Annotated in this window: 19 protein-coding genes; 6 read left to right on the forward strand and 13 right to left on the reverse strand. The window is 66.5% G+C overall.

Features of this window, described 5'->3' with window-relative positions; translation table 11 throughout:
* Positions 1–386 precede the first annotated feature (386 nt).
* A complete protein-coding gene (locus tag ABZ848_RS45590; RefSeq protein WP_360841816.1) occupies positions 387–596 on the forward strand; it encodes a hypothetical protein in 210 nt (69 codons plus the stop codon).
* Between the two features lie 140 nt (positions 597–736).
* On the opposite strand, the gene ABZ848_RS45595 is transcribed toward ABZ848_RS45590, so the two are convergent.
* Complete coding sequence (locus tag ABZ848_RS45595) at positions 737–1,291, reverse strand: histidine phosphatase family protein (RefSeq protein WP_360841819.1); 555 nt, start codon at positions 1,289–1,291, stop codon at positions 737–739.
* Between the two features lie 252 nt (positions 1,292–1,543).
* Between ABZ848_RS45595 and ABZ848_RS45600 the strand changes: the two genes are divergently transcribed.
* Entirely contained in the window at positions 1,544–2,527 is a 984-nt protein-coding gene (locus tag ABZ848_RS45600; RefSeq protein WP_360841822.1) for a phosphotransferase, read from the forward strand.
* A gap of 149 nt (positions 2,528–2,676) precedes the next feature.
* On the opposite strand, the gene gltX is transcribed toward ABZ848_RS45600, so the two are convergent.
* Positions 2,677–4,044, reverse strand: a complete 1,368-nt coding sequence (gene gltX / locus ABZ848_RS45605) for a glutamate--tRNA ligase (protein ID WP_360841825.1) — start codon at positions 4,042–4,044, stop codon at positions 2,677–2,679.
* A 157-nt stretch (positions 4,045–4,201) separates the two neighbouring features.
* Here gltX and ABZ848_RS45610 point away from each other — a divergent pair, with 157 nt between their 5' ends.
* Entirely contained in the window at positions 4,202–4,357 is a 156-nt protein-coding gene (locus ABZ848_RS45610; RefSeq protein WP_360841828.1) for a hypothetical protein, read from the forward strand.
* Positions 4,358–4,599: 242 nt separating this feature from the next.
* On the opposite strand, the gene ABZ848_RS45615 is transcribed toward ABZ848_RS45610, so the two are convergent.
* From ABZ848_RS45615 to ABZ848_RS45625, 3 genes are all read right to left on the reverse strand, one after another.
* Entirely contained in the window at positions 4,600–5,151 is a 552-nt protein-coding gene (locus ABZ848_RS45615) for an ATP-binding protein (protein ID WP_360841831.1), read from the reverse strand.
* A gap of 83 nt (positions 5,152–5,234) precedes the next feature.
* Entirely contained in the window at positions 5,235–5,720 is a 486-nt protein-coding gene (locus ABZ848_RS45620; RefSeq protein ID WP_360841833.1) for an NUDIX domain-containing protein, read from the reverse strand.
* Positions 5,721–5,844: 124 nt separating this feature from the next.
* A complete protein-coding gene (locus ABZ848_RS45625; protein WP_360841836.1) occupies positions 5,845–6,549 on the reverse strand; it encodes a nucleotidyltransferase domain-containing protein in 705 nt (234 codons plus the stop codon).
* 240 nt (positions 6,550–6,789) lie between these two features.
* Between ABZ848_RS45625 and ABZ848_RS45630 the strand changes: the two genes are divergently transcribed.
* On the forward strand, positions 6,790–7,455 hold the full coding sequence (locus tag ABZ848_RS45630) for an HAD family hydrolase (RefSeq protein ID WP_360841839.1): 666 nt from the start codon (positions 6,790–6,792) through the stop codon (positions 7,453–7,455).
* Entirely contained in the window at positions 7,452–8,321 is an 870-nt protein-coding gene (locus ABZ848_RS45635; protein ID WP_360841841.1) for a DUF1932 domain-containing protein, read from the forward strand. Before ABZ848_RS45630 ends, ABZ848_RS45635 begins: the two co-directional genes overlap by 4 nt.
* A 24-nt stretch (positions 8,322–8,345) precedes the next feature.
* Here ABZ848_RS45635 and ABZ848_RS45640 read toward each other — a convergent pair whose 3' ends face one another.
* Together ABZ848_RS45640 and ABZ848_RS45645 are read right to left on the reverse strand one after the other, a co-directional pair.
* Positions 8,346–8,897: a guanylate kinase gene (locus ABZ848_RS45640; RefSeq protein ID WP_360841844.1), complete on the reverse strand. Its 552-nt coding sequence runs from the start codon at positions 8,895–8,897 to the stop codon at positions 8,346–8,348.
* The gene (locus ABZ848_RS45645) at positions 8,894–9,904 is read right to left on the reverse strand and encodes an AAA family ATPase (RefSeq protein ID WP_360841999.1); all 1,011 of its coding nucleotides are present in this window, start codon (positions 9,902–9,904) and stop codon (positions 8,894–8,896) included. The genes ABZ848_RS45640 and ABZ848_RS45645 overlap by 4 nt, the downstream gene beginning before the upstream one ends.
* Before the next feature lie 412 nt (positions 9,905–10,316).
* On the opposite strand from ABZ848_RS45645, the gene ABZ848_RS45650 reads away from it, so the two are divergent.
* A complete protein-coding gene (locus ABZ848_RS45650; protein WP_360841847.1) occupies positions 10,317–10,571 on the forward strand; it encodes a helix-turn-helix transcriptional regulator in 255 nt (84 codons plus the stop codon).
* 83 nt (positions 10,572–10,654) lie between these two features.
* Here the strand turns inward: ABZ848_RS45650 and ABZ848_RS45655 are convergent, their stop codons facing one another.
* The 6 genes from ABZ848_RS45655 to ABZ848_RS45680 form a co-directional block, all read right to left on the reverse strand.
* Complete coding sequence (locus ABZ848_RS45655) at positions 10,655–11,062, reverse strand: hypothetical protein (RefSeq protein WP_360841851.1); 408 nt, start codon at positions 11,060–11,062, stop codon at positions 10,655–10,657.
* Between the two features lies 1 nt (position 11,063).
* Entirely contained in the window at positions 11,064–11,351 is a 288-nt protein-coding gene (locus ABZ848_RS45660; RefSeq protein ID WP_360841854.1) for a hypothetical protein, read from the reverse strand.
* Entirely contained in the window at positions 11,351–12,400 is a 1,050-nt protein-coding gene (locus tag ABZ848_RS45665) for a major capsid protein (RefSeq protein WP_360841856.1), read from the reverse strand. Before ABZ848_RS45665 ends, ABZ848_RS45660 begins: the two co-directional genes overlap by 1 nt.
* A gap of 15 nt (positions 12,401–12,415) precedes the next feature.
* On the reverse strand, positions 12,416–12,832 hold the full coding sequence (locus tag ABZ848_RS45670; protein ID WP_360841860.1) for a head decoration protein: 417 nt from the start codon (positions 12,830–12,832) through the stop codon (positions 12,416–12,418).
* Positions 12,833–12,938: 106 nt separating this feature from the next.
* Positions 12,939–13,646 carry a hypothetical protein gene (locus ABZ848_RS45675; protein ID WP_360841862.1) on the reverse strand — a complete coding sequence of 236 codons (708 nt, stop codon included), beginning with the start codon at positions 13,644–13,646 and terminating at the stop codon, positions 12,939–12,941.
* A gap of 67 nt (positions 13,647–13,713) precedes the next feature.
* Positions 13,714–15,465 carry a hypothetical protein gene (locus tag ABZ848_RS45680; protein ID WP_360841865.1) on the reverse strand — a complete coding sequence of 584 codons (1,752 nt, stop codon included), beginning with the start codon at positions 15,463–15,465 and terminating at the stop codon, positions 13,714–13,716.
* Between the last annotated feature and the right edge of the window lie 105 nt (positions 15,466–15,570).

The raw sequence follows: 15,570 nt of genomic DNA on the forward strand, positions 1-15,570 counted from the left end.
AACATCGCCGCCGCCCTACGGCATCACGCACGCGACACCGACCGCCCCATCAACCTGCTCCTGACGGCGTGATCAACGACTTTGCCGGAGCCCTGGATCCGCGCCCGACTCGTTCATTCAGTCAGGCCGATCGGTGCCAAGGTGCAGTTGTGGATCAAGCGGAGGAGTGCTCATCGGAGGGCGCGCTGGTGCAGGCACATCCTGCTCCGCAGGCGGACCCGCGTCGCAGAGAGCTCGTCGAGCGCAATCTGACGGCAGTCTCGTCTAACTTCGCCGAGCTCGGGGTACCGCCGCCTGATCTACGCACAGGCAGCTATCGTCTTGGCTGAGAGCAAGGGCAAGTTCCAGCCTGCCATAGGCCGGGACGTCGAGATCGTGCGGATATTGTGCTCACCGACTCCGATGTCACCGCCGGTGAGCGGCTCGCGGGCAGGGAGCTTGGTTCAGAGCTTGAGCATGAGTTGAAGAGCAGCGCCTATGAGGCCCGGCTCCTGGACGAGCGCGTACCCGTGGATGCTGTACGCGTGGCCACCGACGGGCGTTCCGGCTTTGACATAGCGCGCGAGGAGATGGCCGCTACCGACTGGCTACTGTAACTGGACGGACAGGTACGGCCAACCGATGGGCCTTTCAAACAGACTCGCTCTGGCCGTAGCACGATCAGGCCAGCACGGGACACGGCAGACACCGGTGCGAGGGCGACTTCCCGAGCCGCATCCCGTGGCCATCGAGCGCACTACCCCAGATGCTTTGTCGACGCGATGTCGATTACCGTCAGGTCCTCGAACGTGGTGACCGCGCAGGAGGGAACTCCCTCATCCAGCAACTCCGACGTCACAGCCTCATCGCCGAGCAGTGTCCGGAGCAAGTCCACAGTGACGCCACCATGCGTGGTTACCACGATCGGCCCCGGCTTGGAGGCGTAGTCGAGGAGAAACGCGCGGAACCGGGCCCCCGCCTCACGTGAGGAGACGCCAGTCCGCGGGACGTAGTCGCGATCTCGTACAGACTTGGCCCAATCGGCCATAAATTCCTCAAATGACTGGCCCTCCTCCCAGTTCGCCCGCTCCTGCAGCCGGGCATCCACCTGGAGTTCGAGCCCAGTCTCGGCGGCGATTGCCTCCCCCGTCTCCCGAGCACGTCGCAAGGGACTGCTCACCAAAGCACGCAGACCTAGGTGGCTAAGCCACTGTGCGGTCCGATGAGCCTGCAATCGGCCGAGTTCGGTGAGCCGTTGATCACCGGGCTGCTGCTCCTTCTCGGCATGCTGCACTACGTAGAAGAGCGTCATAACATCGAAGCCTGACGCATCAGCCGCGTGCTCCACCACTCAAGACACGCCCAGTAGACCTGCATGGGCGTCTCCCGCCCGCGCGGCTCGTCAAGACGCCCACCACGATCGCTGCACGCATCCCCATAGCGCCTGCTTCCCCCGATCAGCGATGGTCCGGTGCTTGCGCCTGGGCGCCGGCGAGTCGCCCGACCTGGTCCCGTGCGGGAATTCCGGTGGCGACTCGGGCTGCGAGTCCGCCACTCTGGCGGAATGCCGGACGCCGTCACTCCGAAACCGCCATACGCCTCTACCGCCGCGCGCCCCTGCTGGGAGAGCCTTCCCCAGGAAGTCCGCCATCTGATCTCGCGACGTCTGGGAGGCACAGCCATCGCTCAGCCGAGCGCCGGCAGCGGGTTCACCGGAGGCTTCGCCGCAGTGATCAATGGGCGCTCTAGCACGCAGTTCATCAAAGCAGTCAACAGCACGGACATGGTCCATGTCGCCGACTGCTACCGGCGGGAGGCGGTGATCAACCAGGCCCTACCAGAGGAGGTCCCGGCTCCACGCATCCAGTGGATGGAGGAGCAGGACGGATGGGTGGTCCTTGGATTTGAAGCCGTCGATGGTGGGCGGATGCCTACCGAGCCGTGGAAGCGCCACGAGTTGGTCGCCACCTTGGCCGCCTTCGCAACGACGGCTGAGGCGCTCTCGTCACCGCCGGAGCAACTGATGCAAGTCGGGCTCAAACCCGTCGGCGCTGGGGGAGACTTCGGCGACTGGCGTGACCTGCAGGCCGGCGTCACCAAGGTCGATCTCCTGCCTGAGTGGGTACCGGTCCAGCTCCTAGACCCCTTGGCTGAACTCGAGGGCGGATGGCGGCAGGCCACCGCGGGCAACGCGGTCCTCCACCACGACCTGCGCCAGGACAACGTGCTGATCGATATCAACGAGGCCGCCTGGATCTGCGACTGGAACTGGCCTTGCTTGGGGGCGCCCTGGTTCGATCTCGTGCTCCTATTGGCCACCGCACACGCCGACGGCCATGACGCCAACGAGCTATTCGCGGAACACCCCACGGCTCGCGGAGTCGCCGATGAACAACTCGACGCCGCTCTGTCTGCTCTGTCCGGCTTCTTCCTCATCTCTGGCGCGCAGCCCCCGGCCGACTGGTCCCCGTACATTCGCCAGCATCAGACCTGGTGCGGAGAGGTCACGTTGCGGTGGCTGGCAGACCGGCGTGGTTGGACGTTCTGAGGCCACACTACGTCGAGGGTTGGCCTCACGCTGGTCGTCATGCTGCAACTGCCCTGGTCACGTCAGTCCGTCGCGTCTCCGACGGGTTCAACAGGGTCCGGTGGGGTTCTTCAAGCCCCACTGCCTCCCCGTACCTGGAATGCAGGGCTTCATCGGGCGAGCTTCGCCAGGGCCGCGTCGATCCGGGCCATCGTGCGGTCCTTGCCGAGGACCTCCAACGACTCGAAGAGGGGCAGACCGACCGTGCGGCCCGTGGTGGCGACGCGCACCGGGGCCTGGGCCTTGCCCAGCTTCAGGCCGTGCTCCTCGCCGGCGGCCAGAACCGCCTCCTTGAGGGACGCGGGGCTGGTCCAGTCAGATGTCTCCAGCTTGGCGCAGGCCGTGGTCAGGAGGGCAGACGGGTCGCCCTTCATGGCCTTGGTCCAGGACGCCTCGTCCTCCACCGGCTTCTTCAGGAACAGGAAGTCGACGTTGGCCGTGATGTCGGACAGGACGGTCACGCGGGTCTGGGCATGCGGGGCGATCGCCTCCCAGGCGGCCTGATCGAATTCCTCGGGCGCCCAGCTGGCGTACGGGGCGCGCAGCCACGGCCCACAGGCCTCGATGAACTTCTCCAACGGCAGGGCGCGGATGTACTCGCCGTTGAACGCGGTCAGCTTCTTGATGTCGAAGAAGGCCGGGGAGGTGTTCACGTCCTTGACGCGGAGCTTCTGCTCCAACTCCTCGTACGGCAGGAGCTCGACGTCGTCGCCGGGGCCCCAGCCGAGCAGCATCAGATAGTTGGTCATCGCCTCGGGCAGGTAGCCCTCGGCGAGGTAGTCCTCAAGGGCGACCTTGTCGCGGCGCTTGGACAGCTTCTGCCGCTTCTCGTTCACGATCACCGGCAGGTGTGCCCACACAGGGGGCTTCGCGCCGAGGGCTTCCCACAGCATCTGCTGTTTGGGCGTATTCGACAGGTGCTCGTCGCCGCGGATGACCAGGGTCATGCCCTCGTCGAGGTCGTCGACGACGTTGGCGATGAGGAAGACCGGGGAGCCGTCGCCGCGCGCGATGACGAAGTCCTCGATCGCCGAGTTCGGGAAGGACGGCTCCCCGCGGACCAGGTCCACGACGACCGTGTCGCCCTCGGTGGGCGTACTGAACCGCAGAGCCCGGCCCTCGACGTACTCAAGGCCCCGGTCCCGGCAGAAACCGTCGTAGCCGAGGTGCTGGGAGCCGGTCCGCTCCTGCACCTGCTCACGGGTGCAGTCGCAGTAGTACGCGCGGCCCTGGGCATAGAGCCGCTGGGCGGCCTCGCGGTGCCGGTCGGCGTTCTGCGACTGGAAGTAGGGGCCCTCGAACACGGGATCGTCCTTGGAGATCCCGATGGACGCGAGCGCGCTGATGATCCCGTCGATCCACTCAGGCTTGTTGCGGGCCGCGTCGGTGTCCTCGATGCGCAGGACGAACTTGCCCCCCGACTGTCGTGCGACTGCCCAGTTGTAAAGAGCCGACCGGGCTCCGCCAACATGGAACATTCCAGTTGGAGACGGGGCGAAACGCACGCGAGTGGAGGTCATAGACATACGCGCAAGCCTACTGATTCCTACCGGGTGCGCGGCCGACGATGGCGCGTGGATCTGCGACTAAAACTGACCGCGCCTCGGGGGCAGTTGGTTCGACTAGGTCCTCCTCTTGGCCACCGCGTTCACTGATGGCCACGACGCCACGACACTGTTCGCGGCGCAACCCACCGCCCTCGAGGTCGCCGACGAGCGGCTCGACGCCGCCCTCGCCGCGCTCCCTGGCTTCTTCTTGGTCTCCGGTGCACAGCCTCCGGCGGACTGGTGACCGCACCCTCGCCAGCATCAGACATGGTGCGGCGAAGTCACTCTGCGATGGCTGTCCGACCGGCGTAGCTGGTCGTTCTGACTCCGTGAAGCCGCCCTACCCTTCGGCCTCCCCGTAGCCGAAGGGCAGGACTTCGGCACAAGATCGGCCACGATAGTTAGCACACCTGTACGAGACCATGGAGTTGTGCGCGAGCCGTGATACTGCAGCTTCTCATCGGCTTCAAGGAGGCTGCGGGCTCCTTATGAGCAAGCAGGGACTGCCAGTTCGAACCAAGTCGTCTTGCCTGCCGTACAAGGCTCAGAGCCCCACTCGGTCGCCAACGCGTCAACGAGGAAGAGGCCCCGCCCGTCTTCATCCATCGCGTCAGCGCGGGACGGACGTACCAAGGTGGGCTCAACATCAGTGACTTCAACGCGCAATCGCTCTCCGGTCCACCGCACCGACACCACACACGAACCCTGCGTGTGGGTGATCGAGTTTGCGACTACTTCTCCGGTGAGCAAGCGCAGGTCGTCGGTAAGTTCGTCACCCAGGGGAAGCCCGAGCCGTTGCGCACGGTTGACAACTCGGGCTCGTGCGGATGGAACCGCCTCGACCGAGGGTGGGACGGTGAACGCGTAGGGCGAACCTTCGAGTGGGCCGGACATGACTGTGGCCTCTCGCGAGGCGGGAGTTAGGGTGTCCACGCGGTCTCCCAGAAGTGAATGGGTCGCTCGCCGTATTGACCGGGCGCGTCCAGCAGGTGACGTCTGGAAACCGGCAGCAGCCCAGTAGGTGGCGGACAACACCATGGGCCAAAGGTGGCTCAATTCCCTATCCCACAGGTGATATCACCTCTGCAATACCCAACGGGCAGCCCCACCGGACCATAAGTTCACGAGCGAGCCGTCAATCCGTCGCGACCTGCGCGGTGCAGACGATGATCGAGTTCCCACAGGGCCGAGCGGTTGGAATCCCACTGCACAGCCGTCATCGCCGCGTCGAAGGCGAACCATCTGTACTCGGTGTGTTCGTTGGAAAGCGTCAGCTCCGGGCTGTCGACTCGGACCCCGAAGGCGAACTCCGGGATCACCAGTACATCCGGTCCCCAGGTGAACTCGCCGGTGACGTACACCACCGGGATCGTCGCGCGAGAGTCGAGTTCGACGAAATCAAGATCGCCGTCCAAGTCCGCCTCCTCGGCGGCCTCTCGCCGAGCCGCCTTCATCGGGGATTCCCCTGCTCCGCCGCCTCCAGCCACACCCTGCCAGCAGCCCCGATCTGCACGCCGGAACAGGGCGTATCTCAGCCCATCCCCGGTTTGCCGGAAAGGCAGAACCAGCACCTGGAACGGGGCCCGGCCCTTCGGATCGTCAGTCATCGATTTACGGTAGGGCACCGCCAAGCATCCCGCTGTCGTCTGGCCCCCGGGAACTCCATGCTCACGGCGAGAACATCGACGAACCTCGGTGCCGACACTTCACGTCGTACGGCTACCAAATCCGTCATGGCGTTCCGCTGCGCCGGTAGCCGGCCCACAAACGGCCGCCGACCGGCCCCAGCACGTCGTCGACCACGTCGACAAGGGCCTCGTCATGGCCCTCCAGCGCATCGCGGACAGCGTGGTGTAGGCGCAGACCGAGCCCGGGTGCATGGGCCTCAAGACGACGCGCGAGCCACTTCCCGCCACCACTCCAAGCCCCGCCAACAGCCAGCATCAACTCGCCGGTTCGGCGGGTCAATTCGGTAGCGATGAACAGGCGCTCAACCCGGTCGGTGCTCGCAGCGAGATCGTCCAAGAGATCAGTGATCGCGTAGCGATAGTATTCGATCTCTTCGCCCGTCACAGCGGGTGGCCCAGCGGCGGCCAGCTTCCGGGCTTCAGCAGCGAGACGTTCACCTACTCCATCCCTGTCGAAGAGCAGCAGGCCGTCCGCGCACATCCACAGCAGAGGCGACCGGCGCTTCACTACCTCCCGCTTTACGAAGGCGTGCCACGTCTCCTCGGTATGCACGAACAGCTCAACCGGCCATTCGCCATGCTGAAGGCTCTCCCGGTATGGAGCCGGTGCTCCGTGCAACAGCACCACGATGTCGAGGTCAGACGTCGCCGTGCGGCGCGCCGTGACGACGCTGCCCCCTAGGAACGCCGCACGAGCGGCCGGATGACGTTCCTCTGCAACGGCGCGAGCTGTGGCAACCGGATCCATGTAGGCCACTATTCAGGGATTTTGGGCAGCGTGCATCCTCCTTCTGCATCCGGACGCGCGGACAGTGACCGGCGGTGAAGGTGTTCGCAGGATGTGGAGAACGGCATCGTGGCGATCGTGGCGCTAATGTTGCCAGTTCTCTCCTGCGCCCATTCGCAACAGCGCCCACGCCAGCCAAGGCAGTCTCGTCCACCGGCCCGACCCCGTGACGGCCGCTGGGCTCAGCTAGGGTCTCGCGCTGTGCAGAAGCTGGTGCTCTTTGACCTCGACAACACCCTCATCAACCGCCAGTGGGCGCTGACGGAATGGGCGGCCGACTTCTGCCGCCTCCAAGGCCTGAGTGACGAAGACGAGGGGCACCTCGTTGGGGCGCTCCGGGAAAGGGCGTACCCGGCCACCTTCGAACGGCTGCGCCAGGAGCTCGGCCTCGAGGCGCAGGCTATGGACCTCTGGGACAACTACGTCACTGGAATCACCGCCGGAGTGCCCCGTAGACCGGACATCGTCCAGGCCCTCGACCAGCTACACGACGCGGGATGGCGACTGGGCATCCTCACCAATGGAGCCACCGACATCCAGCGCGCCAAAATCGCCGCCGCAGGACTCACCGAGGCTGTCGACGCCATCGTGATCTCAGAAGAGATCGGAGCACGCAAGCCAGAAGCGGACGCCTTCCACGTCGCTGTCGCCCGCTGCGGCGGCACCCCCTGGGAGGAAGCCTGGATGGTTGGCGACAATCCCGAGAACGACATCCGCGGAGCTCAAACCGCTGGCCTCGGAACCATCTGGGTCAGCCACCACAGACCATGGCCCGATCACCTCACCCCGCCCAACCACGCGGTACCCGAGACGCTCAGCGCCATCGCACTGCTGCTGAACACCACCCAGACGAGGACAGCACCATGATGGTCACAGGGATAACTGTCGGGCTGATGCACCCCGGCAGCATGGGCGCTGCTTTCGGTGCCCAATTGCGAAGGCAGAACGTCCGGGTGCTGTGGTGCACAGATGGCCGCAGCAGCCGATCATGCGCCCGGGCCGAGAACGCTGGCCTCGAAGGCGTGCAGAACCTTGCGCAACTCGTGGCGCATGCTGATGTGTTGCTGTCTCTGTGTCCGCCTGCCGCCGCGGTGGATGTCGCACAGCAGGTGGCTGCCTGCGGGTTCGATGGCCGGTTGTATATCGAGGCGAACGCGATCACGCCGAGCCGCGTCCAGGATGTCGCAGAACTGCTTCCTGGCACCAAGGTCATCGACGGCGCGGTGATCGGCTCTCCGCCTGTGGGCGGCAAGCAGCCCACGTTGTATCTGTCCGGAGACCCAGACGGCTGTTCTCAAGCCACGGCCCTGTTCGCCGCGAGCGACGTGAAGACCTATCTGTTGGGCGCCGAGGTGGGAGCGGCCTCTGCACTGAAGCTGTCTTACTCGAGTTACCAGAAGGCCTCCCGCGTCCTGGCGGCGCTCGCCTACGGCGTCGCCGATGCCAGCGGCGTAGCCGACGAGCTCCTCAAGATCGCCGGGAAACGGGGCGGCAGCTATCTGACCGAAACCGAGTACATCCCCAAGACAGCATCCCGCGCCTGGCGCTGGGGCCCTGAACTTGACGATGCAGCAGCTCTGCTGAGGGAGATCGGGCTCCCCGATGACCTGATGCGAGCAGCCAGCCGAGTCCTCCACCAGTGGTCGGACGCCCGAGACCGCGAACTCACCGTCGCCGAGGCACTCTTGCTTCTGCAAGTTGACCAAGGCCGGGAAGGTAACGACGAACCATAGCGAGTTGCCGTGGTTCGCCTGCGGTCAGATGCCGTGGCGAATCAGGCGATCAATCTCCTGGGCCGCCTCTGTGGGCGACACGGCATCGGTATCGAGTCGCAGATCCCAGCCGAAATCCGAACTGGCCTCGAGGTCTTGGGCCGTAGCCTCCCAGGCAGCCAGGCGGGCCTCGGTGTCGCTGTCACCGCGCCCCTTGGAACGGACCGCGGTGCTCTCCCGTGAACACCACAGCAGCACACTGCTCCACGAGGCGGGGAACCTAGCCACTACCGCCTCAAGTCCCGCGACCTGCCCGAGATGCAGGATGGGAACGGACCCGTCCTGCATGGTCTGGACAAGGCCCTGACGGTCTACGAGGTAGATGTTGCCGTACCTGTCGTTACGGTAGATCACGTCTCCGCGCGCCTCGAGCTCTACGAGCTGATCGGAGGTCCCCATGCGGTAGCCATCGGTGCGGCCACTGCCAATTTTCAGACGCTTGAACGCGCTGTAGGACTGGTTGTGTTCGCACAGCACCGTAGTGATGGTGTCCTTCCCAGATGCGGGTGGACCGTAAAGCAGGATGCCCTGGCTCATGCGAACACCGCCCCGAAGATCTGTCGCACCTGGTCGGTGAGGGATATTGCAGCACCCAGACGGTTGTCGACCACCAAGTGCGGTATGACCGGACGCAGCTCCGGGTCAATCGTCGAGGCGTACTCGTCCCAGTTCTGCAACTTCCAGCTGTCGCGGGCTGCCGAGCGAAAGCTGATGTACTCGTGCATCGTCTCCAGGTCACACTGGATCCAGATGACCGCCACGGTCACTCCCCGAGCCTCGCACCGGTTGATCAGCCGGCGCATCCACCGCTCGTCGCTAACCTCGGCAACGAACGGTGCGGTGAGCACCGTGCTGATCGAACAATCGACATTGGCGTAGGCGGTCTCCAGCAAGCACTGGTACTCCAAAGGCCGCACGCTCTCCCGATATACCGGGGAGTGGCGGTCGTTTGGATCGCTTCCCATCTCAACCAGCAGCCGCTCAACAAGCGGACGGGTGATGGGGTCCTTGTCGAGGACAGGCCATCCGGTGAGCCGCGAGATGAACCGTGAGAACTCCGACTTCCCACTGCCGGCGAAGCCGCCCACCATCAACAGAGTGGGCCGGTTCGGATCGCCGCCAGTGTGACGACGTCTCCAGGCGTCGATGATCCGCTGCTGAACCTCCTTACCGTTGCTGCTGGCGTCGCCCGGAGCGATCTGCAGCACCGCGCGCTCAACGGCCAGCACGTGGTCGCCGAGCGGTTCCGCCTTCGACGGTGTGAGCTTGAGCTGAGTCTGCTCACCCGGCAGTGCCTTACGCAACCCCAACTCCGGCTCAGTGGCTCGGTAGAGAAGGCAATAAGCCCGACGGTAGTGGGGGCCGGGATACACCTCGCCCTGCTCGTGCTGCCACAGCGTCTGGAAGTTCGCTGCCGGCACAGTGAGTCCGGCAGCGCCGGCCACTTCACGAAGCCGCTCGCCGGCGCCCTCAAGCGTCAGACCATGTGCTTCGCGCATGGCACGAAGCTGGTCCGGACGCCACCCCGCGCGGCCTTTGCCCATGCCTGCTACCACCTGCCCGCTACTCACCATGATCGTGACCCTAAGTCTGCCCCGAACGAACACATGTGTAAGCGGATGTTGAAAAGTCACGTCGCCCGACGTTGAGCAGTTTCGCCAAGCGCCAGTGATACGCCACAGAGCCGAACGCCGGTGTGATGGGGCACACGCCGGCCGGTGCCGGATCCAAGGTTTTTCAGCGAGCGAAGGAGACGATCAGGTGTCGGGGCCGCGGGTCACTGAGATAACTGCAACTTCACGGGACACTCGTCGGTGCCGTACCTGCCAGTGCCGCCTGAGCAGGTACAACAGCGACGACATCTGTTCCGGCTGCGCTCGCAGCGGGGCGGTTGCACAGCCTGCGGGCCCCTCCGTTCCACCCCATGTATGGGCTTGCCAGAGCGTCAGAGCTGCTTTGTTACACAGAGACTTCGGCAGGCTGTGCCAACTCGTACGGGAGCACGGCCATCTCCGTCAGGAGGACATGGCCCTCCTGACGGGGCTGAGCCAGGCTTTTCTGTCGATGCTGGAGTCTGGGCAGCGGCGCCTCACCAACGTCGACCGGATCATCGTGCTCCTGGACGGCTTGAACGCACCCGTCGACATCACGGGGCCGATGCTCCGCCCCGTATCTGCCACTCAAGGCACGCCTCTCCGGACCGCCTCCTGATGGACCACCTCAGATCGCGATCTTGTTGGCAAGGGTGGCCGGCGTGCCCACACGAGACGGCGGCGCGCCCCGGCCGTCAGCCCCTACCTGTAACGGTGTGTGGGCACCAGCCACGTCATCCCAAGCGTCTCGTCCGCCTCGCCTTGGTCATCCGAGTCATCCGGCGAGGCGACCTGGCGCGCCTGCTCGATCTGCCGCTCGATACCGCGCAGGTTCTCCTGAAGGTCCATCGTCACCACGCCGTCGACGGTGACCTTCAACGGGTCCGCGAGGAGCTTGGCCCGCCGCTCGCCCAACACCTCGAGGGCGACGGCGCGCACCGACCGCAACCGGAAGTACCGGCGCTCCAAGTCGGCCGGGTCAGTGTCCGGGCCGAGCTGCGCCAGCAGCCACGACCTCTGAAACTCATCCACAGGGGGCTGGCCCTCCTCGAACGAGGTACGGCCCGTCACCAGACGGGGGATGCTGGTGACGAGCCGTACGAGTGTCATCCTACGACCCGGACGAGCGGGAGCGCCGGGTCTGCGGCTTCTTCGTCCCGCTCGCGCCGGCGTCGTCCTCCTGGCCGTCGTCCTTGCTGTCGGTCGGCTCCGGCTTCTCCACCGAGACCATCTCGTCCCGCTCCTCGCAGTCGTCCGGCGGGACGTCCCACGCGTCCGGGTTGGTGATCAGGGCGGCCACCTCCGGTTCCGGGCAGTCGCCCGGCAGCAGGACCAGCTCCTCCCTCGTCGTCGGGTCCTGCACGTACACCGCGGCCTTCAGCCGCCCGCGGTCCGCCATCACAGGACCTTCGCCACGATGTGCGCGTCCGGGGTGTGCATGACCGGCATCCCGACCGCGGCGCCCTTGGTCCAGATCTGCACGGGGTCATCCTGGACACCTCGGGTGATGATCAGGCCGGGGGCTTCCTCCCGGATAATCTCCGGGTTCGTCCCCCGCGACAGCACCAGGGCCTCCGCCGTCACCCCGTACATGGTCTGTGCCCACTTCTCCCGCTCCGGCGGCACCAGAATCCACAGGTCCTCGGGCAGCACCTTGCGGGGCTTGCCGTCGACCCGCACCTGGGCTTTGTAGAACTGGATGGGCGGCAGCGAGTAGTTGCCGCGCACCACGTTGATCTGCTGCGGAGTGAGCGTTGCCGTCGGCGTGGTCGACGGGCTCACGGACCCGTAGTACGCCGCCCTGTAGGAGTTGTTCGCCGCCAGGTAGCTGAACGCCTTCCGGGACGTGATCACCATCTCCGGCTCTGGGGCGCCGATGTCGTCGAGCTGCTGAATCCACCGCAGCTCGTCCGCGATCGGGTCGGAGGCCGGGTCCGACCACGGAATCCGGGCGACCGGCATGTTCGCGGCGGGGACGTTCCAGTCCACCTCCAGCGTCAGGCCGTTCTCCTGCTCCAGCGTGAACCGGCCGTCGCTGAGCACGTCGCCGGCGGCCAGCTCCAGCCGGGACCTGATGGCCTCGACATGGCGCTCCACATCGTCGTACAGCAGCTCGACCAACCGGTCCTGATCCGAGCCGTGCGACGCCTCCAGCAGGATCTGCTCCTGCTCGGAAACGACGAGCTTCTGGCCCAGCGCGGGCAGCGCGCCCTCGCGGGAGGTCTGCCACGCCTCACGGGTCGCGAACGGAACGCTGGCGTTGAACGCGCGGTACTTGGCGACGTTGACGTACCGGCCGGAGTCCTTCGTACGCCACTTCACCTCCCGCATCTCGACGGTCGGGAAGATCGTCTGGGTGAGGAGGAAGTCCTTCGGGCTCGGGATCGCCCTGGCGAACGCCGTCAGGTCCATGACCGAGACGTCCTTGAGCAGGTCCTGAATCGTCACAGCTCAAGCCCCCGCTCAGACGAAGCAGATCTGCGCGGCACGCGGGTGCCACACGAGCTGGGACACGTCGATGCCGCCGGGTACCTTCGACGCCTTCACCGCGCCGTGCCACAGCAGGGCGGCCGGAACACGGGTCTGGCCCGGCGCGAACGGGGCCTCCGCGATCACGAAGCCGCGCAGGATCTGACGGCCGCAGCGCGCCTCCGGGTCGTACGGCCCGTACAGGCCGGACTCCGCGACCCTGCCGACCGGGACACCGGACAGCACCCGGCCGTACGGGTCACAGCCGTCGCCGCACACGTAGTGGGTGCCCTCGCAGAACAGGTTCAGGTCGAGGGTGATCGTGTCGACGGAGTCGGTGCCGTGCAGGGAAGCCAGCCACTCGCGGTTGGCGGTGGTGTACTCGGACTTCGAGACGGGCTGGATGGTCATGTGCGTATCTCCATGGACGCTGCGGTCAGAATCCGCACACCGCCCAGGGAGGCGATGTCGTCCACGAAGTTCTGGGGGCGTGGTCCCCCAAGGTCTGTGCCCGGGACTACGGGGCGGTGGAGTCGCTGAACTCCGGGATCAGGCCACGTCGGCGGGCCATATCCAGTCCTGCCGAACCGGGCTTGGACACTGGGGTCGTACGGGTCGGGCCGCGCCCTGCCGGTGCACCCGCGGGGGCGGCCGGCACCGGCGTGCGGACCTCTCCGAACAGCTCCGGACGCCTGGCCCGCAGCGCCTCGGCCGCGGACTGGATCTGCGCCTCGTCGGCGTCCTCGTCGTCCAAGGCAAGCAGACGCTCTGCGTCCAACAGGTCGTCGTCCTCCGCGCCGAGGGCCACGAGCGCAGCCCGGCGCAGAGCCGCCCGTTCCCGCTCGGCGGCCAGCTCCTCCCGGCGAGAAGCCTGCAACTCCCGCTCCTGAGCAGCCTGTTCCCGGCGCTCCACCTCCGAAAGCGCGGCCTGATCAGCCTCCCTCCGAGCGGTCACGAACTCGGAGAGCGCCTTCGGAGTATCGAATCCGAGCGAGGACAACAGGCGCTTGATCGCGGCCCGTTCACCCTGGGCCTTCTCCCGAGTCAGCATCTTTCCAAGCCGGTCCTGAGTGACAGTGACCTGCTGCTCTTGGCCGCCGTCATCGGTGCCGTCGTCCAGCTGGTCGTTCGTCTCGTCCTCCGAAGAGGCTCCGAGAATCGGGTAGATCGGCCGCCCATCACGGCGGAAGCCGACAGGGCGGCGAGGCAGCAGGGGCCGGACCATACATCTCCTCCAGAGCGCGCCCCCGCGCTGTCGGCCAGTGTAACCACCTGCGCCGACACGGCCACCGTCAGCCGCCTACCGGGTCCGGTACTCGCCCCTTGTCGTGCTCGGCCCTGCCGCCCCACGCTGCGGGATCGTTCTCCTCCGTATCCTCCTCGCCGCTCGCCCCGCGACGGGCCGCCGCCTCTGCCAGCCGCACCGCGGCCTCCTGCTCCGCCTTCGCCCTGATCTGCTCCACCTCCTGCGAAGCGTCCCGGATCGGGTACCCAGCCTCCATCAACATCGCCACGGCCGTCTCCAGCGACAGCACCCCTGCCCCGTATGCCTTGACTACCTCCTCCAGCACCGCGCCTCGGTCGGTCGGCGTATGCGGCGCCCACGCCAGCCGCGCCAGCATCGTCTCCCCAGCGGTCCATCCCTCCGCCCGCCCGGCCTGGTACAGCCGCTGCACCATCTTGAACAGCAGGCGGTACTTGTGCTCCCGCGCCAACCGCATCATCCCGATCAGCGCGTCCAGCGGTCCCAGCGCCAGCTTCAGCGCGTACCCCGACGGCACCTCCGTGGCGTCCAGCGTGCCCAGCCCGGCCGCCGTCACCCGCGAGTTGGCCGCGATCCGCTCCAGCAGGTGATCCACCCGGGCCCGCAACTCGGCCAACTGCGGCGACGTATCCAGGGCATCCATACGCCCGGTCTCACCGAGCTGCCACACCGCACCCGCCTTCACCTCAAGCTCCTGCGGCCTGCCTGTCGCCCGGTCGACCGGCAGCCGCGCGCCAGCAAGCCCGATGATCGGCGTGCCTGTCGTCGCCGACGCCGCCGAGCTGTCCGAGTCCGTGGCCGCGAGCTCGTCAAGCGCCTGCAGCACCCGCGCCAGGACCGACCGCCCCCAGTGCTCTCCACCGTCCGGGATCGTGTTCGCGACATGCACCACCGGTACGAAGTCGATCATCAAGTCCAGCCGGTTCAGCTCCGTGCCGTCCTCCCGCACCCGGAACGCGGCCTTGCCCATCGGCAACTGGTCCAGCGTCTCGCCGTTCTTCAGGTCCTCCAACAGCCACTCGGCGTCCGTGAGGTAGCACGTCACGTTCGACGTACGGCCCGGCTCCCACGGATAGGTGCGCGCCCTCGCTGAGCCGTCGCCCTCCTCCTCGCCGCCCTCGGAAATCGGCCCGAGCTCGTACGTCACCCGACGTACCCGAGCCTTCAGCCCGGCGTCGTCGTCCGCCGGCAGTTCCCACGCTAGGTGGACCTTGCGGGGGAAGTCGTCATCCTCGTCGTCCCACTGCGGAAAGAAGAAGCCCGGGTCATAGACCCGCAGCGTCGGCCGCTGCTTCTCCGGGTTCCACGCCAGGACCATCACGCTGTCCCCGAGGAGCACCGCCGCCCGCTCCGCCTGCTGAACCCGGAACGTCAGCAGCTCCTTGTCTGCCCACTTCCGGAGCCGGTCCTGCACCGCAGCGGCCTCCGCCGCGCCGGGCATCGACGTCTCCTCGTCGGCGTGCTCCGCCCCCTCGACCGCGACCTTCTGCTCCGAACCCAGCAGGTAGCCAAGCGCAGTGTCCACGAGGTTCGCCGCGTCGCCCAACTCCCGCCGCTCCAGCGCGCTCGCGTCGCCGCCTACCGCCGCGAGCTGCCCCGCCTGATTGTTGTCGTACGACGCCAGCACCTTGTACGCGGCCAGCCGCCGGAAGTCGTGCGGTGGCACCCACGTCCGTGTCAGTTCCGGAAACGCGCGGCTGCCCGGACGCCCGGCCTCCGCCATCACCGGCTTGTAGTTCAGCCACGACCATGCATCGATCACGAATTGGCGCAGGCCCACTTTGCCCTCCGGCAGTCGGCCCCGCGCCGGAGAAACCGTATCGCTCAGGAGTCCGGTGGTCGTTGCGAGTACCTCACGGGCCGACGCATCAGGGAGTGTCAGTGC

The sequence above is a fragment of the Streptomyces sp. NPDC047081 genome (genome assembly GCF_040643775.1).
In the GTDB taxonomy this organism is placed as follows: Bacteria; Actinomycetota; Actinomycetes; order Streptomycetales; family Streptomycetaceae; genus Streptomyces.

Coding starts and splice junctions, on each gene's coding strand:
- ABZ848_RS45660 (WP_360841854.1), bottom strand. CDS start 11,351: ATGGCGGACCGCGGGCGGCTGAAGGCCGCGGTGTACGTGCAGGACCCG.
- ABZ848_RS45615 (WP_360841831.1), bottom strand. CDS start 5,151: ATGGTGTTGTCCGCCACCTACTGGGCTGCTGCCGGTTTCCAGACGTCA.
- ABZ848_RS45670 (WP_360841860.1), bottom strand. CDS start 12,832: ATGACCATCCAGCCCGTCTCGAAGTCCGAGTACACCACCGCCAACCGC.
- ABZ848_RS45645 (WP_360841999.1), bottom strand. CDS start 9,904: ATGGGCAAAGGCCGCGCGGGGTGGCGTCCGGACCAGCTTCGTGCCATG.
- ABZ848_RS45595 (WP_360841819.1), bottom strand. CDS start 1,291: ATGACGCTCTTCTACGTAGTGCAGCATGCCGAGAAGGAGCAGCAGCCC.
- ABZ848_RS45620 (WP_360841833.1), bottom strand. CDS start 5,720: ATGACTGACGATCCGAAGGGCCGGGCCCCGTTCCAGGTGCTGGTTCTG.
- ABZ848_RS45675 (WP_360841862.1), bottom strand. CDS start 13,646: ATGGTCCGGCCCCTGCTGCCTCGCCGCCCTGTCGGCTTCCGCCGTGAT.
- ABZ848_RS45655 (WP_360841851.1), bottom strand. CDS start 11,062: ATGACACTCGTACGGCTCGTCACCAGCATCCCCCGTCTGGTGACGGGC.
- ABZ848_RS45640 (WP_360841844.1), bottom strand. CDS start 8,897: ATGAGCCAGGGCATCCTGCTTTACGGTCCACCCGCATCTGGGAAGGAC.
- ABZ848_RS45600 (WP_360841822.1), top strand. CDS start 1,544: ATGCCGGACGCCGTCACTCCGAAACCGCCATACGCCTCTACCGCCGCG.
- ABZ848_RS45635 (WP_360841841.1), top strand. CDS start 7,452: ATGATGGTCACAGGGATAACTGTCGGGCTGATGCACCCCGGCAGCATG.
- ABZ848_RS45625 (WP_360841836.1), bottom strand. CDS start 6,549: ATGGATCCGGTTGCCACAGCTCGCGCCGTTGCAGAGGAACGTCATCCG.
- gltX (WP_360841825.1), bottom strand. CDS start 4,044: ATGTTCCATGTTGGCGGAGCCCGGTCGGCTCTTTACAACTGGGCAGTC.